This window comes from Paenibacillus sp. B01 (assembly GCF_009649995.1).
Lineage (GTDB): Bacteria > Bacillota > Bacilli > Paenibacillales > Paenibacillaceae > Paenibacillus_O > Paenibacillus_O pasadenensis.
In genome coordinates, this window is record NZ_CP045802.1 from 3731889 (window position 1) to 3747857 (window position 15969).

Sequence of the window (15969 nt, forward strand, 5' to 3'; positions counted from 1 at the left end):
ACTGGCTTATCCCGTCTATCTTACACCAGATCGGAGAGGGGTTTCAAAATGCGAGCGCCTCAGCAGCTGGAACGGATTGGCTCCGGTCCCTTTGCCGGAAGGCATCGCTCCGGGCACTCCGTCGGACTCGAGCAGCGGAACGACGATCTGCTTGAGCGGCCACTCCTCGCTTTCGAAAATGGCGCGCTCGAGGCGGCCTCGATCCTGCTCCGGCAGCCCGGCAGCGGCGAATGCCTTGCGCCAGGCGCTCTCGGTCGAGCGCCACAGCCGCCGCTCCGGAATGCCGTATGCGGCGGCCAGCGATTCCAGGATGGACGCCAGATTGACTTGCGTGCCGAGCGACTGCACATAAAAGATCAGCTTTTCCGGCGTCTCGTTGTACAGGCTGTTGGAGTAGCCGGGACGGATGCGGTAGAGCGGGTCGCCGATGCCGTGCCGCTCGAGATAAGCCGGATGCAGCCGCACGGAGTCGTGGTCGCGGAACAGCAGGCCGTGCGGACGATTGCCGCTCAGCACCAGGCAGCAGTTCTGGCCGTGGATCTCCGGCACGATGCCTATCTTGAACAGGCGCATGACGATGTCGTAGAACAGCTCGGCCGTTTCTTCGTAGAAGGCGGCCGCTTCCTCCGCGGATACGTCCTTTCCGAGCAGCTCCGAGAGGAAATGGCCCTCCTTCCTCTGCACGCCGAGCGATGCCATCGGCACGGCTCTGCGGCCCTCGGCCAGCGCCTCCGCCGGCAGCTTGCGGATCTGCGCGGCGAGATGGCGGGGGCGGTCGTCGAACAGCCCCATCGGCTCCGGCAAGAACCCCCACCAGTTGCGCTCCTCGCACAAGAAGACGCGGTCCGCCAGCGCCGCGTCCCGGGCGAGCGCCTCGCGGAACATCCGCTCGCCCGCCAGTCCGTTCAGCAGCTTGACGACCGGCAAGTAGCGGGCGGCGCCGAGCGACAGGACGCTGAGCGGCAGCTTGAGCATCCGCTCCGGATCGTCCGGCGAGGCGAACGTCCGGATCGAGGAGGTCGCGAGGAAGCGGCCCGCCTCGACGTCCAGCACGACGATCGTCCCGTCGGCTATCTCGTCTCCGAATTCGGGCTTGATCTTGTGCTCCAGCTGCCAAGGATGAACGGGCAGCGCCATGTAGCCGGCTTCCGACAGCCGCCTGTGCGCCAGCTCGGCCTCCACAGCGGCTCTTTCCCGCCCGTCGAGCAGATCGAGCGGCTCGGCCTCGTCCGCCAGGCTGCCCCGCTGGATGCTCTCCTGCTTGACCGCGACCCAGCGCATCGCGGCCGGCCGGCCGAACTCGGCCATGCAGGCGGCGTAGTCTTCATCCGACAAGCCGATTTTGGCCTTGGCGAGAGGGTGGAACGGACGGTCGCGCAGCGAAGCGATCCTCTCGCCTTTAAGCAGCCAGGCAAACGGCGTCTGCGGCGCGAAGCCGAGCGGCTCAGCCGTCCGTTCCAAGCTCAGCTCCAGCTGGCGAGCCGCGATGTCGAGCCCTTCCAGAAATTCGCTCGTCCCGCGCCTGGCGAACGCCTCCGGCGACAGGACGGCCCGGAACACGGCCTCGCATGCTTCCCGCGGCGAGGCCGTCTGCCTCCAGCCGCCTTCCCCGTTTCGGACATAGACCGGAGAAGCCGCATCCCACACATGCCGCTGCCGGATGCCCGGCTCGAACAGGAACCGGAGCGCTCCGTCATAGACGAGCGAGCTGCCGCTTCCGTTGAACAGCGGCGCCAGCTCCGGCCGAGCGGCGAGCGGGCCCGCGACGCGGTCATCGAGCGGAATGAGCTCCTCGAACAGCAGCGCATCCATCAGATCCTTCATGATCTGACGCTGCGCCTCGCTGCCCTCGATCGGAACCTTGGCCGTCTGCATCATCGTTTCCCCCTGTCAAATAGTGAAATTCCGGATGCGGATGACCTAAAAAATCATGATGCGAGATCGTCCAGCAGTAGGCTCCGGACTGCTCGAGCACGACCACGTCGCCGACCCGCAGCCTCTCTACGGAAGCGTCCGCATGCAGCCGGTCCTTCGGCGTGCACAGCTCGCCGGCGATCGTGACCAGCCCGCCCTCCACGGAGGGGCGCTCGAACGGATAGGGCCAGCGCTCCGAGCTCACGACATGGAACGGATGGTCATGCCCCCAGGAAGCAGGCAGCCGGTTGTGATGCGTCCCGCCCCGCACGACGGCGAAATGCCGTCCGTGCGAGCTCTTGATGTCGACGACCTCGGCAGCGTAGCAGCCGTAGTTCGCGACGATGAACCGGCCCGGCTCGAAAAACAGCTCCGTTTCTCCCAGACGCTCCTCGATGCCCCGCTCCCGCAGCAGGCCGGTGAACCGCTCCCAGTCGAAGCCCGGCGTCCCGTCGTACGTCACGCCGAAGCCGCCGCCGGCATTGAGGACGCGGATGTCGAGCCCGCGCGCCTTCCACTCCTCGGCTTTGGCCACGTACAGCTCGATCATGGCGGCATGCAGCTCGGCATCCGGATTGTTCGACAAGGAGTGGAAATGAAGTCCGCGGCAGAGGACGAACCGATTGTCCGGCGAACGGAGCAGGGCGAGCGCCTCCTCCAGATGCGATTCGTCCATTCCGAACGGACTCGGCCGTCCGCCCATGACAATCGCGGTCTGCGGCAGCTGCCCCGAGCTCAGGTTGACCCGCAGCAGCACCTCGACCGGCTGCCTCCGGCGGGCGGCGATCCAGATGATCTTGCGCAGCTCGAGCAGGCTCTCGACATGGAGATAGGCCACGCCGAGCTCCAGCGCCGCCTCCAGCTCGGCATCCTTCTTGCCCGGCCCGCCGAACAGGATGCGCGCCTCTGCGGACACCTCCCGCACTCGCCGCAGCTCCCCGATCGAAGCGACCTCGAAGCCGGCGACGACCGGCAGCAGCGCCTCGATCAGGCGCGGATCGGGATTCGCCTTGATCGCGTAGAACAGCTTGCCTTGACGCGGCAAGCCGGGCAGCAGGGACGAGGCATGCCGCCGGATGCCTTCGAGATCGTACACATAGGCGCAGACCGGATCGCTCTTCTGCCGCTGCCATTGCTGGATCAGCGCCTCCACTTGCCGCTTCATGAGCTCATCTCCGTTCCTGCCGCATAGTCCGCCTTCTTTTGCGCGTAGGCCCGAAACGCGGTGTTGCGGTCGTCGCCGAGCACGAAAATGCGCACGCCGCGCTCGCTCCACCGCCGATGGCCGTCCTTGCCACGCAGTACGGCCGCATAAGGGACGCCGCAAGCGACGGCGGCGGCATGCAGCTGGTCCAGCGCCGCCGCGACCGCCGGATGCTCGGTCTGCCACGGCACCCCGAGCGACTGCGAAAGGTCCGCCGCCCCCTCCAGCACAAAATCGACATGCGGAGCGCTCAAGATGTCCATGCTGCGGCGGACGCCCTCCGCGCTCTCGATCATCGGCACGATCATCAGCTCCTCGTTCGCCCGGACGATATAGTCGGTCAGCGGGTATTTGGCGAAATCGCCTGGACGGCCGCTGTTCAGGCTGCGCCTGCCGACCGGATGATAAAAGGCGTGCCGAACCGCCTCCTCCAGCTGCTCCGGCGCTTCCACGGCCGGGATGACGATTCCTTGGGCGCCGCAGTCGAGCGCCTTGAGGATCTCGATCCGATCCACCGCGGATATGCGGACGAGCGGCGTCAGATCGTGCAGCTCCGCCGCCCTCACCATATCCTCGACGGTCTCCCAATTCGTCGAGGCATGCTCCAGGTCGATGATGACGAAGTCGTAGTCCGCGCGACCGATCAGCTCCACGACGATCGGATGGGGAATCGAGACGAACAGTCCGCATGCCTGCTGCCCTTCCCGCAGCTTGGCCTTCAGCCGGTTCGGCCTCATGTCCCGAGCTCTTCTCTCGCCTGGCGAAGCGGGTTCGGAGCGGCGCGGAAGTACAGCTCGCCGTCGCCGTAAATGCGACGCTTCGTCATTTCCTCGATCCGCGCGTCATCTCCGAACAGGTCGAACATCCGGTATCGCTCCGCATGCTCCGGATGCCGGCGCTGATAGTCGGCGATCGCTTGCGCGACGCTTCTCCAAAACTCGCTCTCGCTCAGGCCGAATTCCTCCAGCGCCCAGCAGAGATCGGTCATGCAGATGAAAAAGAACGCATCATAGGCGTAATCGCGCACATCCTCCGCCGTCTGCGCCTGCAGGAACGAATAGCGGTTGAACTTGCGATGCGTCTCCGGCTCGGGATGCAGCGCCGGCTGCCAATCCGGCCGCAGCAGCTTGTCCGGGACGTAGCGCACCCCGTCATGCAGATCCTTTACGATGATCCGCTTGGGCAGCAGATCCTCCACGACGAGGATGATGTTCTGCGCATGGGATTCGAGAGCGATGCCATGGGCATACAGCAGATGCGCGATCGGCACGACGGCCGCCGCGATGAGCCGGCGGCTCCACCGCTCCACGCCGTGGCGCTCGATCGCTTCCCGGAGAAACGGCTCGCCGTTCTTCTGGCGCAGCAGCGCTGCGTTGAGCGGCCAGGCCTCCTCGCCCGGCTGCAGATGCTGTGACACATTTTGCCGAAAGATCGCTCCAAGCGTGCCGTAGGCGGTCCGATACTGCAGCGGCGGAAGCGCGTCGTAGCGGAACGATACGCCTCCCTCCTCCTTCAGCAGCCCGAACCCGGCGGCCTGCAGCACTTCGTCGCTGCTCGCGATGCGCTCCAGCCAGGCGCTGACGAGCGGAGCGTTCTGCGTCGTATGATGGGCCAGGATGCGGCTCGTCGACGTATTCGTCAGGCTCAGCGAAAGCTTGACATAGGAGGCATCCGTCCGCTCCCGGCTCGCCAGCGTGCGGATCGACTGCTGCGCCCGATAGCGGCCCTCCGCCGCGCCGAGCGGAACGATGTCGCCGCTTGCCAGCTGCTCGGCGAATACGTTCGGCAGCATGTTCTCGAGCTGCCAGGGATGGACGGGCACAAACGCGTAGCTCTTGTCCGAAGCGCCGCGCTCGCTCAGCGCGAGGGCGAACCGGCTCCTGTCGCCGGCCGTCAGATGCCGATCGTACAGCTCCTCCAGGGAGCGTCCCGGATAAAGCGCCGCATCGAGCAAGGCGGCGTTGACGGCGACCCATTGCAGCTGGATCGGCCGGTCGAATTCGGGTCCGTACTTCTCGTTGTCCTCCAGGCTGAAGCCAAGCCGCGACTTGTAGCTCGGATGATACGGATGCCCGTCCGCCATATGGCTCTCCAGCGCTTCATAGCGCCGCTCCGCGGCCGGAATTCGCTCGGCCTGCGCCGCTCTCGACTGGCTGTCCTTGACAAACGTCTCCGTCAGCTCGTGGAGGAAGCCGCTCAACCGGGATCCTTCCAGCCGATGCTGCAGCACCTCCTCCAGAAAGAGGTACAGGCTGAAGTCCGCCGCTCCTTCGCGGCGGATCGAGTTCGGGACGAGCCGGATCCGCCCGAAGCTCCGCTTCACATCCGCTTCGAACGAGTACCGGACCGCCGAGCCGTCCTCCTTGCGCCCGAGCAGCGTCCACTCTCTCCCGTCCCGCTGCGCCTGCAGCACTCCTTCGAACAAAAGAGCCTGCAGCGTCTGGCGCATCACTCTGTCCGCCACCTCGCCGGCGACGATCTCTGCTCTAGACAAGCTGCTTGTCTGCCGCATCCGCTACACTCCTTATCCGTCTCATTAAATTGTCTACCGGCACATAAGCCGGCGTCTCGCTCGTTCCGGCCAGGCAGCTCGCCATGTTCCGCTTGGCGAGGAACGTGTCCGCCGTCAGCAGATGCCGGACGAACGGCAGCTCGCCGCCCTTTCGCTCCAGCTCCCGCTCGAGAACGTCGCGGACGATTGCCCAGAACGATTTCTCGCTGCTGCACGTCGACGCGGACAGGGCGTGGATGAAGGAGCCGAGATGATTGACGATGAAATAATAGCTCGTGCGCGCCCAGGCGTCTTTTGTCTCATAAAAGAGCGGCCCTTGCGCGCCGGGGGCGGCGAGGCCGCGATCGACGCTCACGCCCTCCAGATCCCGGATCACGAACGAGCGGGGCATTCCGTCGCGGATGGAAAGCAGCGTATTTTGCAGATGGGCCTCGAAATGGATGCCCTTCTCCTCCGCGGCGCGCACGATCGGCAGCAGCGAGAGGTCCAAATACCGGCGGAACCACGCCTCCGCCTGCCCGCTGTCGATCAGCGAGGCCAGCAGCGGCTTGTCATCCCCGGCCTTCGTCTCGATCAGGCTGGACATGACGAACGTGCAGGAGGGATCGAACTCGATCGGGCGGTACGCGACCGCGAGCAGCGCGGTCAGCTCCTCCCGCGGCATCCGGCAGGCCGCGATTCCTTCCTCGTACGCCACCTGCGTATGAGGCTCTTGCTCGAAGCAGCCGCTTTGCAGCAAGTAGGACGCGGCATCCATCGTCCGTCGCATCTGCTCCCTCGTATTGACCCTCTTCATATTGGTGATCTGGACATCCAGCGCCAGCTTGATGTTGCAGCGCATCTCCGGCACATAGACAGTCCGCACCGACGAGGTCGGATGACAGAGCGGGCCGCACGGACCGAGAGGCACGATCTGGCGCTCCCGCACATACTCGCCCGTTTCCTCCAGCGACAGCACATGCTCGTACTGCCACGGATGGACCGGCAGCAGCCGGTAAAGCGAGGCCGATGCTCCAAGCTCCAGCGAAGCTTGCTCGACCGCTTGGAGCGGATCTGCGATGCGGGGCTTGCCCCCGATCCATTCCTCCTCGAACTTGTCGCTGCGCACCGCCATGTAGCACAGCCGGAACGAAGCCTTCAGCTCCGGACTGTAGCGCCGGACATCCGCCTCGCTAAAGCCGAGCACGCTTTTGGGAAACGGATGGAACGGATGTCCGTGCAGCAGCGACTGTTCGGAGGTGAGATAGCCGTCGGGCAGCGCCGACTCCGGCTGGCTCATGAACAGCGCCAGCGTCTGCCGGCTGCCCGCGACTTGCTGCAGGAACCGCTCCTGCAGGCGTCGATCGAGCGATGGAGCTTCCGCCGCCATCTCCTGCGCGATCCATCGCGCCAGCTCGGCGCTGTCGAGCGGCCGTCCGTCGTGCAGGAAGCTTTTGTACCGGTGCTCGCCGATGGCCGACCGGCGGACGAGCTTGCCGGCGAGCGTAATGCCGCTGGCCGGAAACGTTACCGAGTAGTCCAGCTCCGGCGTGACGAAAAACCGGGATGCTTGGCCGAACTCCCGGATATAACAGTTCAACAAGGTTCTGCATGTATGCCGGTTTGCCTCATTCTGGGCGTCATGCTGCCGATTCCCGAGCAATGACATCGACCTTCTTTCTTAGAATCGTCCGCAGCAGGGCGAATCGCCGGTTCGCGCCCCTAGACGGCCACTCGGCTCGCTTCAACGGCTTCGACGACCGACTTCTCGAAAATCTCCAGCACCGCGGCCGTCTCCTCCTCGGTAATCGTAAGCGGCGGCAGGAAGCGGAGCACGGCGGAACGCCTGCCGCCGGACTCGACGATCAAACCGTTCTGGAAGCATCGTTCCTGGATGCGCTCAGCGAGCTCCCCGCTCGGCGGATGATGGCCCAGCCCGTCCTTGGGCAGGCTCGGATCGACCATCTCCACGCCGATCATCAGCCCTCTCCCGCGGACGTCTCCGATCTCCTCGTACCGTGCCTTCAACCGTTCGAGCGCCTCAAAAAACTGCTTGCTGCGCTCGTTCACCTGATCCAGCACCCGGTGCTCCCGCATGTAGGCCAGCGTCGCCAGGCCCGCCGCCATGCCGAGCTGGTTGCCGCGGAACGTTCCGGTGTGGGCTCCCGCCTGCCAGCAGTCCAGCTCTTCCTTGTAGATGACGACCGACATCGGCAGGCTGCCGCCGATCGCTTTGGAACAGACGATCACATCGGGCACGATGCCGGCATGCTCGAATGAGAACATCTTGCCGGTCCGGCCGATGCCGGTCTGCACCTCGTCGATGATGAGCGGGATGCCCCGTTCGGCTGTCATGCGGCGCAGCTGCCGGAGCCACTCCAGATCGGCCGGGATCGATCCCCCTTCTCCCTGGACCGTTTCGACGATCACCCCGCACGGATCGGCGATGCCGCTCTCGCAGTCGTCCAGCAGATGCTCGATATAGTGGGCGCTGATGCGCGCCGTCATTCCGTTGCCGACGCCGAACGGGCAGCGGTACTCGTACGGGAAGGGAAGGAAGTGCACGTCGGGCAGCAGGCTGCGGAGCCTGCTTTTTTTGCTCAGGTTGCCGCTCATCGCCATCGTCCCTTGAGTCGATCCATGATAGCCCCCTTGAAAGGCCAGGATCGCTCCTCCGCCCGTCGCATGCTTGACCAGCTTGATGGCCGCTTCGACCGCATCCGCTCCCGTCGGCCCGCAAAACTGGATTTTGGCCGTATCCCGCATCTCCTCCGGCAGCAGCAGGAAAAGCTCGCTCATGAAGCGGACTTTGAGCGGAGTCGCCAGGTCCAGCGCATGCAGCGGAATCTGCTCGTCGAGCGCGCTGCGGATCGCTTCGACGACGACATCGGGATTATGGCCGAGAGCGAGCGTTCCTGCGCCCGCCAGGCAGTCGTAATAGGTTTTGCCTTCCAAGTCGGTGAGCAGGACGCCCTTTGCTTTCTGAATGACGAGCGGGAAGCGGCGAGGGTAGGATCTCGCCTGCGACTCCCGGTCGGCTTGCAGCCGCAAGTATTGTTGCTGCGTGCGGTCGGACATGAAGATCCCTCCTATTCTTCGAATAAATAGTCCAGGTAGATTCGGAATACGTCGATCGAATCGCCCGTCAGGAAAAGATGCGGATCAATCAGATCCGGCAGCGCGTTGACTTCTAGAATCCCTCCGTTTTCCGCCTCCAGCGGCGATGCAATGTCCTTGCAGCGAATATCGATGCCGGCGACGTCGAGCTCCAAAGCGCTCGCGGCCCGGGCGGCCGCCTCCGCTAGATGCGGATGGCAGTCGGCGGAGCGGTCCAGCACGATTTCGCGGATCGAATCCGCAGCGAGAGTCGAGTCCGGATAAAGCTCCAGCCTCTCCTCCTGGCCGAGCACGCTTGCCGGCCCGAGACCGCAGGCCCGCAGCCGCTCCATCACCGGCGCCGAGCCGAGATCGACCGGCTGGTAGGAGCCCTCTTGCCGATCGCCGGTCCGCGCCAGCTGAGCTTCATTCAGACGGCTCACGAGCTGCTCGATCGTCGCTTCTCCGTCGCCGATCAGGAAGGCCGGCACGTATTCCAGCACGCCGACGACGCGTCCTCCGATGACGACGATGCGGACGTCGGTGCCTTCCACATATTTCTGCAGCATCGCTTTGCCGCTATGCCGGAGCGCGCTCGCGACCGCTTCCTCGAGCTGAGCCCCGTCGGCGACGCGAAGCGTCACGCCGACGCTGTTGCTCGCATCCAGCGGCTTCACGACGATCGGACGATTTTCCGCCAGGAAGCGGGCGGCCTCTTCGCCATGGCCGGATACGACGACATAGTTCGGCACGGCAAGCCCATGGCGCCTGAGCAGCAGATTGGACGCCTCTTTGTTTTTCGCCAGCAGGCCCGCCATCAGCTTCATGCGATGCGATCGGGTCCGGTTCACGATCCGTTTTTTGCCCTGGCGCTCCAGCTCCAGAAATTCCTCGCTTCCTTCGAGAAGCGGCCGGCATGCTATGCCCATCTCCAATGCTTTCTGGTGAATGAAGCGATTTTGCGCGTTTTGATAACAGATATCCATCAAGCCCGCTCCTTCCCCATCGGCTGCATCTTATTGATAATGATTGATAATGATTTTCAATATCAAAAGACATAATCAGCATAAATCCGACCTCTGAAATTGTCAATATAGGAATAAAATACTAAAAAACGCCCTGCTGGTGAAAAAAGCAGGACGTTTTTCATAGTTGCCGGGTGCTTACATCACGCCGGAAGGCTGATGGTTGATTTTAGGACAGGTGGGGCAATAATCCTCGGGGTCATCGGAAGCCAGGTAATAGAAGCAGCATGTCTTGCGGATGCGGATCGGCTCCTCCGATGCGACCGTCGCCACCTTAGGACCATAATAGCGTCCGAGCGGGTTTTTTTTCTCTCCGAACAGATGCGGCGGGGCTTCGACCAGATAGGCCAGGTCGCTGCGGACGATCGCTTGCCGCTCCTCGTCGAGGCCTTCCAGGAAACGGTTTTCATAAAGCCAGAACACATAGATCGCGGCATTTTCCCAAAGCACCGCCTTGGATACCGGGACATAGGCGGAAATGGCGTTCCAGGCCCGGCTGATGTTATCCGCAAAAACAGAGGCGACGATCCGCTCTCGCCAAGCCTCTCTCTTCCCGGCCTCCGGCCGGTTCGCTTCCCATTTTTCGAGACGGATCCGAGGCAGCCAGGCGCTGCCTCTCCATACGGATTCGATATGGGCGTTCTCGATGGAATAGTCCAGTCCCTTGTCCATGGCGCTCATCGCGTACAAGCTGGAGGCGATCGTCAGGTAGCTGTATCGCTTGGCGAACAAGGAAGCGTTGGCCGCGATCGTCTGCCCTTCGAACACCTCCCCCGCCCGGCCGATATAGCCCAGGCACTTGTCGCGATCCAGCAGATCGAGCGCCGGCATGGAGAGACGCCTGTCCTCCGACGGCTCCAGCGCCAGACGGAATTCCTCCGTCAGCAGATCGATCTCATGCCGTTCATAATCGAAGCCCATCATCGCCCTCCTGACCAAATGTCATGCGCCGAGCCTCCGGCCCTTGCCATGGGGCACGCATAGCGGCGTGCCGTACAGCGGATCTTCGATCACATCCGCCTGCAGGTTGAATACCGCTTGAATCATGTCCGACGTCACGACGTCCTCCGGCTTGCCCTGCACATAGACGGCCTGATCGCGAAGCGCGACCAGATGATGGGCATAACGGCAAGCCAGATTCAGATCATGCAGCACCGCGACGATCGTGCGCCCCTCCTCGACGTTCAGCCGGTAGAGCAGATCGAGCACCTCGATCTGATGCGTGACGTCCAAATAAGTGGTCGGCTCGTCCAAAAGGACGATGTCGGTGCCTTGAGCCAGCACCATCGCGATCCAGGCGCGCTGCCGCTGTCCGCCCGACAAGGAATCGACCGCGCGGTTGGCCAAGCCCGCCAGGCCGGTCGTCTCCAGCGCCCGGCTGACCTCACGCTCGTCTTCCTTGGACCATTGCTGCAGCCAAGACTGATACGGATAGCGGCCTTGCTTGACCAGCTGCAGCACGGTCAGCCCCTCGGGCGCGGTCGGCCCTTGCGGCAGCAGCGCCATCCGCTGCGCGACGGCTTTGGTCGGCAGCCGGGCGATGCTGGCTCCTTCCAGCAAGACGGTCCCCTGATAAGGCTTCAGCAAGCGGGCCATCGTGCGCAGCAGAGTGGACTTGCCGCAGCCGTTGCTGCCGATGAGGGCGGTGAACTTGCCCTTGTCGATCGTCAGGTTCATATCGGCAAAAATGGAGGTGTCTCCGTAGCGGACGGACAGTCCTTGCGTTTCCAGAGCATGCATGCGGCTCAGCTCCCCGCCCTTTATTTACCATTCACTTTAAGCGAGCTCCCCCTCCTTGTCAATGAGAATGATTATCAAAAAAAACATTGCGAACCTGTTCCGTCTCGCCTAAAATGGATTCGGATGCCAGTTCGACCATTGATTTCATCTCAAGGAGGAACCCCATTGCTTTCCCGAATTCGATTGCTCATCCTAACCGCGGTCCTCGCGGCAGCATCGCTCCTGGCCAGCTGCAGCGCTTCGTCGGACCGCTATATCGACTCCCCCGCGTCTCCTGCTCCTGCGAGCTCGGAGCCGGCGGAGCCGCAGCCGAGCGAGCCGGCCGACGCGTCGGCAAGCGACAAGCCCGCGCCATCGGCGAGCCCTGCAGCGAGTCCCGCCGCGGATTCGACCGCATCCACGGAGCCGGCGCCCTCACCTTCCGCTTCTGCTTCTCCTTCCGCTTCTCCGTCGCCGGCTCCCGTCAAGAAGAAGGCCGAGCCTCCAAAAGCGGCGACGTCTAAAAAAGACAACGAGTCCGTCAACAAGGCCGCCGCCGGCTCCATCCTGAACAAAAGCGACAGCTCCGCCGCTGACGCCTCCGCCGGCTCCGCCGAGCTGAGCAAGTCTGTCGAGGAGGCGCGCGCTCAGGTCAAGCAGCTGAAGCAGGATGTCGAGGAGCAGGACGACGCCAAGATCCGTTCGACGGCCGCCAAGCTAAAAGCCGCCTGGACGAGCGTCGAGCCGGACGCGCGTGCAAGCTACGCCGAGGCCGCCGCCCTGATCCAGGAGAAGATGGACGGGCTGGATGAGCTGATCGGCGCCGACACGCTCGATTACGACTCCCTGCTGCGGCTGGACTACGAGCTGTACCAGACGTTCCGCCAGCTGGCCGATCAAGCCGCTCCGCGCTAGCCTGACGCGGAGCTTGCCGCCCCATATGGAAGCAGCTTAGTCATTTTTCCATTTTATCCTTGACAAGTTTATCCACTGGCTCGATAATGATAATCGTTATCAATATAGGTCCAGCAACCAACCGAAAGGCAGGTCTTGTTTTCCATGATAAAGCTTCGTTTTCGCTCCATCGCTTTAGCGCTTTCCCTCTTTGTCGCGGCCGTTTCCATTCCCGCGACCGGCACGGCCGCAGCCGCCCCGATCCAGGTCAAAGTGGACGGCTCCACGCTTCGCTTCGACGTCCCTCCCCAAATCATCAACGGAACGACGATGGTCCCTTACAGCGCGATCGTCTCCAAGATCGGCGCCAAGCTGAGCCTCGACTCGCAGACCAAAACGCTTAAAGTCAGCCGCGGCGCGAAGTCCGTCCAGCTGAAGCTCGGCAGCAGCCAGGCTGCGGTGGACGGAAAAACCGTGACGCTCGGCGCCAAGGTCGTCGAGAAGGACGGCCGCACGCTCGTCCCTCTCCGCTTCCTGGGCGAAGCCTTCGGCCTCTGGGTGAACTGGAACGGCAGCTCCAAGACGGCATCGATCGAGACGAAGCGGACGATCCAGCATGCCATGGGCGAAACGACGTTGACTTCCGTTCCGAAACGCGTCGTCGTGCTGTTCAACGGAATGGTCGACATCTCGCTCACCCTCGGCGTGAAGCCTGTCGGAGCGGTCGAATCGTGGGTCCAGCAGCCGTGGTACCACTATCTGAGATCCGACATGAGCGGGGTCAAAAGCCTCGGCACCGAGCTCCAGCCGAACCTGGAGGCGATCGTCGCCCTGAAGCCCGACCTGATCATCGGAGCCAAGACGCGGCATGAGAAGATCTACGGCCAGCTCAGCAAGATCGCCCCGACCGTATTCGCGGACCAGCTGTTCGAGTGGAAGTCCAACATGGAATTCGTGTCGAAAGCGCTGAACAAAGAAAGCGTCTATGACGCGTTCATGAGCGACTGGAACAAAAAGGTCGCCACCTTCAAAGCCAAAGTCGGCAGCGCCAGCAAGAACGAGGTGTCCATCGTCCGCTTCTACGACGACAACAGCGCCCGCATCTACAATACCGGCTTCGCCGGCGACATCCTGAAGGAGCTCGGCCTGAGCCGTCCGAAAGTCCAGACGGAAAGCGGAAAGGTGTTCCTGGACGTCGCTTCGCAGGAGCAGATTCCGCTCATGGACGGCGACATCATCTTCGACATCACCTCCAGCAATCACGGCGGAGAAGAATTCAAGACGCAGGAAGAATGGCAGAAAAACGCTCTGTGGACCAATCTGAGAGCAGTGAAAAACAACAAGTACTACAAGGTCAACGATATTACATGGAATATGTCCGGCGGCGCCACCGCCGCAAAAATGATGCTCGACGACTTGTACTTCTACTATGACATTTAACCGGATTCAACTCCTGCTCGAGAAAAAGCAGCGATACTCAAAAGAATGGGCGAATCCGCCCATTCTTTTGCATGTCGCGGAACTGGGGCCGCTGCCATGAACCTCTCCTCCAACCGGTCGAAAGCGGCCGGACTCGCGCTCGGAGCGCTCCTTCTCCTGGGCTGCCTGCTGCTGAGCCTGGCCTACGGATTCACGGCGATTCCCGTCAAGGACGTCGTGCGTTCGTTCCTTCACTTCGACGAAAGCTCGAACGCCCATATCATCGTGCAGACCTCGCGCGTCCCGCGGGCGCTGACGGCCGCCGCAGTCGGAGCATGCCTCGCGGTCAGCGGCACGCTCATCCAGGGCCTGACGAGGAATCCGCTCGCCGACGCGAGCATACTCGGCATCAATTATGGCGCGTCCTTCGCCATCGTGCTGGCCGTGACGCTGCTGTCGGTCTCTTCCTTGCCGCTGCTGACGCTGCTCTCCTTCTCCGGAGCGGCCATCGCCGCTGCCGCCGTCTACGCGCTCGGATCGCTCGGCAAGGACGGGCTGACGCCGCTCAAGATCATTCTCGCCGGCGCCGCGCTCGGCGCGTTGTTCTCGTCGTTTACCCAAGGCATGCTCGTGCTGGACGAGCAAGGACTGAACGAGGTCATCTTCTGGCTGACCGGCTCGGTCGCCGGGCGCTCCTTCGACATGCTGAAGGCGGTCCTGCCGGTCATGGGCTGCGGCTGGGCAGGCTCGCTGCTGCTCGCGCGCCATATGAACGTGCTGACGATGGGCGACGATGCCGCGCAAGGCCTCGGCCAGCGGACGGCGTTCGTGAAGCTCGGCACCGGCCTCGTCATCGTCGCGCTCGCCGGAAGCTCGGTCGCGGTCGCTGGGCCGATCGGCTTCATCGGACTCGTCATTCCCGTCATCGCCCGCTTCTTCTCCGGCAACGACTATCGCTGGATGGTGCCTTACAGCGCCGTGCTGGGAGCGATCCTCGTCGTCGCGGCGGATGTGGCCGGGCGCTTCATCATCCAGCCGGAAGAGCTCCCCGTCGGCGTCATGACCGCCATGATCGGCATCCCCGCCTTCATCGCCATTGCAAGGAAAGGGGGAATCGAACGATGAAGCCGCTCAAGCCCGTTCGCTTCGAACGGCTCCCGATCTCGTTTTTCCTCGACCCGAAAGCATTGGTCTTGACGGTCGGGCTCGCCGTCGCCTGCGTCGCCGCGATGCTGCTTTCCGCCGGACTCGGCGACATGCGCCTGCATCCGCTGGAGGTGATCCGGGCGCTGTTCGGATTCGGCACGGAGGAGCATCGGCTGGTCGTGCAGGAGCTCCGGCTGCCCCGCATCGCGGCGGCCTTTCTCGTCGGGGCGTCGCTGGCTGTCGCGGGCGCGATCCTGCAGGGCATCATCCGCAATCCGCTCGCCTCGCCCGACATCATCGGCATTACGAGCGGGGCGACGCTTGCGGCTGTCCTTTTCATCAGCGTCCTCAGCAGCACCGTCAGCATCGTCTGGCTGCCGCTTGCGGCTATGCTTGGAGCAGGCTGCACGTCCCTGCTCGTTTATTTTCTCGCCTGGAAGCAAGGCGTGACGCCGATCCGTCTCGTGCTCGTCGGGATCGGAATCAACTTTCTGCTCGGCTCGACGACCAAGGTCATCCTGCTCAAAAGTCCGATGTATACCTCTTCCCAGGCATTCGTCTGGATTACAGGCTCGGTGTACGGCTCCGATTGGGGCATCGTCCTGCTCATCCTGCCCTGGGCGGCGGCGTTCATCCCGCTGGCCTTCGTTTATTCGCGGCAGGTCAACATCCTCCAGCTCGGCGACGACATGGCGGCGGGAGCCGGCAGCCGGGTCGGCCGCCAGCGCTTCCTCCTGCTGATGCTGAGCGTGGCGCTTGCGGGAGCCGCCGTATCGGTCGGAGGCGCGATCTCCTTCATCGGCTTGATCGCTCCCCATATGGCGCGCAAGCTCGTCGGCTCCTCCTTCGGCAGCATGATGCCGATCTCCGCGTTGATCGGCGGCTTGATCGTCGTCGCCAGCGACACGATCGCCCGCACGCTGTTCCTTCCCTACGACATTCCGGTCGGCGTGTTCACTGCCGGCGTCGGAGCGCCTTTTTTCATTTATTTGCTGTATCGCAGCCGAAATGCCTGATCAGAAAAGGAGATGCCCCAAGCCGCGCTTGGGGCATCTCCTTTG

The 15969-nt window shown here is 63.2% G+C and carries 13 protein-coding genes; 4 read left to right on the forward strand and 9 right to left on the reverse strand.

The window, feature by feature from the left end; all coding sequences use genetic code 11:
* Positions 1-15: 15 nt before the first annotated feature.
* The 9 genes from GE073_RS16130 to GE073_RS16170 all read right to left on the reverse strand — a co-directional run bounded on the left by GE073_RS16130 (position 16) and on the right by GE073_RS16170 (position 11470).
* Positions 16-1875 carry an IucA/IucC family protein gene (locus tag GE073_RS16130; RefSeq protein WP_052332858.1) on the reverse strand — a complete coding sequence of 620 codons (1860 nt, stop codon included), beginning with the start codon at positions 1873-1875 and terminating at the stop codon, positions 16-18.
* Positions 1772-3079, reverse strand: coding sequence for a type III PLP-dependent enzyme (locus GE073_RS16135; RefSeq protein ID WP_084136460.1), 1308 nt, complete (start codon positions 3077-3079; stop codon positions 1772-1774). The genes GE073_RS16130 and GE073_RS16135 overlap by 104 nt, the downstream gene beginning before the upstream one ends.
* Entirely contained in the window at positions 3076-3855 is a 780-nt protein-coding gene (locus tag GE073_RS16140) for an HpcH/HpaI aldolase family protein (protein ID WP_028597079.1), read from the reverse strand. The genes GE073_RS16135 and GE073_RS16140 overlap by 4 nt, the downstream gene beginning before the upstream one ends.
* Positions 3852-5612: an IucA/IucC family protein gene (locus GE073_RS16145; protein WP_228551568.1), complete on the reverse strand. Its 1761-nt coding sequence runs from the start codon at positions 5610-5612 to the stop codon at positions 3852-3854. The genes GE073_RS16140 and GE073_RS16145 overlap by 4 nt, the downstream gene beginning before the upstream one ends.
* On the reverse strand, positions 5605-7209 hold the full coding sequence (locus GE073_RS16150; RefSeq protein WP_228551570.1) for an IucA/IucC family protein: 1605 nt from the start codon (positions 7207-7209) through the stop codon (positions 5605-5607). The genes GE073_RS16145 and GE073_RS16150 overlap by 8 nt, the downstream gene beginning before the upstream one ends.
* A gap of 122 nt (positions 7210-7331) precedes the next feature.
* Positions 7332-8687, reverse strand: coding sequence for a diaminobutyrate--2-oxoglutarate transaminase (locus GE073_RS16155; protein ID WP_028597082.1), 1356 nt, complete (start codon positions 8685-8687; stop codon positions 7332-7334).
* A gap of 11 nt (positions 8688-8698) precedes the next feature.
* Positions 8699-9634, reverse strand: a complete 936-nt coding sequence (locus tag GE073_RS16160) for an ATP-grasp domain-containing protein (RefSeq protein WP_164820145.1) — start codon at positions 9632-9634, stop codon at positions 8699-8701.
* 234 nt (positions 9635-9868) lie between these two features.
* The gene (locus GE073_RS16165) at positions 9869-10651 is read right to left on the reverse strand and encodes an IucA/IucC family C-terminal-domain containing protein (protein ID WP_028597084.1); all 783 of its coding nucleotides are present in this window, start codon (positions 10649-10651) and stop codon (positions 9869-9871) included.
* A 21-nt stretch (positions 10652-10672) separates the two neighbouring features.
* Complete coding sequence (locus GE073_RS16170) at positions 10673-11470, reverse strand: ABC transporter ATP-binding protein (protein ID WP_028597085.1); 798 nt, start codon at positions 11468-11470, stop codon at positions 10673-10675.
* A gap of 165 nt (positions 11471-11635) precedes the next feature.
* Here GE073_RS16170 and GE073_RS16175 point away from each other — a divergent pair, with 165 nt between their 5' ends.
* The 4 genes from GE073_RS16175 to GE073_RS16190 all read left to right on the forward strand — a co-directional run bounded on the left by GE073_RS16175 (position 11636) and on the right by GE073_RS16190 (position 15924).
* Positions 11636-12364 carry a hypothetical protein gene (locus GE073_RS16175; RefSeq protein WP_127464469.1) on the forward strand — a complete coding sequence of 243 codons (729 nt, stop codon included), beginning with the start codon at positions 11636-11638 and terminating at the stop codon, positions 12362-12364.
* A gap of 144 nt (positions 12365-12508) precedes the next feature.
* On the forward strand, positions 12509-13783 hold the full coding sequence (locus GE073_RS16180) for a stalk domain-containing protein (protein ID WP_052332859.1): 1275 nt from the start codon (positions 12509-12511) through the stop codon (positions 13781-13783).
* 96 nt (positions 13784-13879) lie between these two features.
* A complete protein-coding gene (locus GE073_RS16185) occupies positions 13880-14887 on the forward strand; it encodes a FecCD family ABC transporter permease (protein WP_028597087.1) in 1008 nt (335 codons plus the stop codon).
* Positions 14884-15924, forward strand: coding sequence for a FecCD family ABC transporter permease (locus tag GE073_RS16190; RefSeq protein WP_028597088.1), 1041 nt, complete (start codon positions 14884-14886; stop codon positions 15922-15924). The genes GE073_RS16185 and GE073_RS16190 overlap by 4 nt, the downstream gene beginning before the upstream one ends.
* The last annotated feature ends 45 nt before the right edge of the window (positions 15925-15969 follow it).

Coding starts and splice junctions, on each gene's coding strand:
- GE073_RS16185 (WP_028597087.1), top strand. CDS start 13,880: ATGAACCTCTCCTCCAACCGGTCGAAAGCGGCCGGACTCGCGCTCGGA.
- GE073_RS16135 (WP_084136460.1), bottom strand. CDS start 3,079: ATGAAGCGGCAAGTGGAGGCGCTGATCCAGCAATGGCAGCGGCAGAAG.
- GE073_RS16165 (WP_028597084.1), bottom strand. CDS start 10,651: ATGGGCTTCGATTATGAACGGCATGAGATCGATCTGCTGACGGAGGAA.
- GE073_RS16180 (WP_052332859.1), top strand. CDS start 12,509: ATGATAAAGCTTCGTTTTCGCTCCATCGCTTTAGCGCTTTCCCTCTTT.
- GE073_RS16190 (WP_028597088.1), top strand. CDS start 14,884: ATGAAGCCGCTCAAGCCCGTTCGCTTCGAACGGCTCCCGATCTCGTTT.
- GE073_RS16155 (WP_028597082.1), bottom strand. CDS start 8,687: ATGTCCGACCGCACGCAGCAACAATACTTGCGGCTGCAAGCCGACCGG.
- GE073_RS16160 (WP_164820145.1), bottom strand. CDS start 9,634: ATGGGCATAGCATGCCGGCCGCTTCTCGAAGGAAGCGAGGAATTTCTG.
- GE073_RS16170 (WP_028597085.1), bottom strand. CDS start 11,470: ATGCATGCTCTGGAAACGCAAGGACTGTCCGTCCGCTACGGAGACACC.
- GE073_RS16140 (WP_028597079.1), bottom strand. CDS start 3,855: ATGAGGCCGAACCGGCTGAAGGCCAAGCTGCGGGAAGGGCAGCAGGCA.
- GE073_RS16130 (WP_052332858.1), bottom strand. CDS start 1,875: ATGCAGACGGCCAAGGTTCCGATCGAGGGCAGCGAGGCGCAGCGTCAG.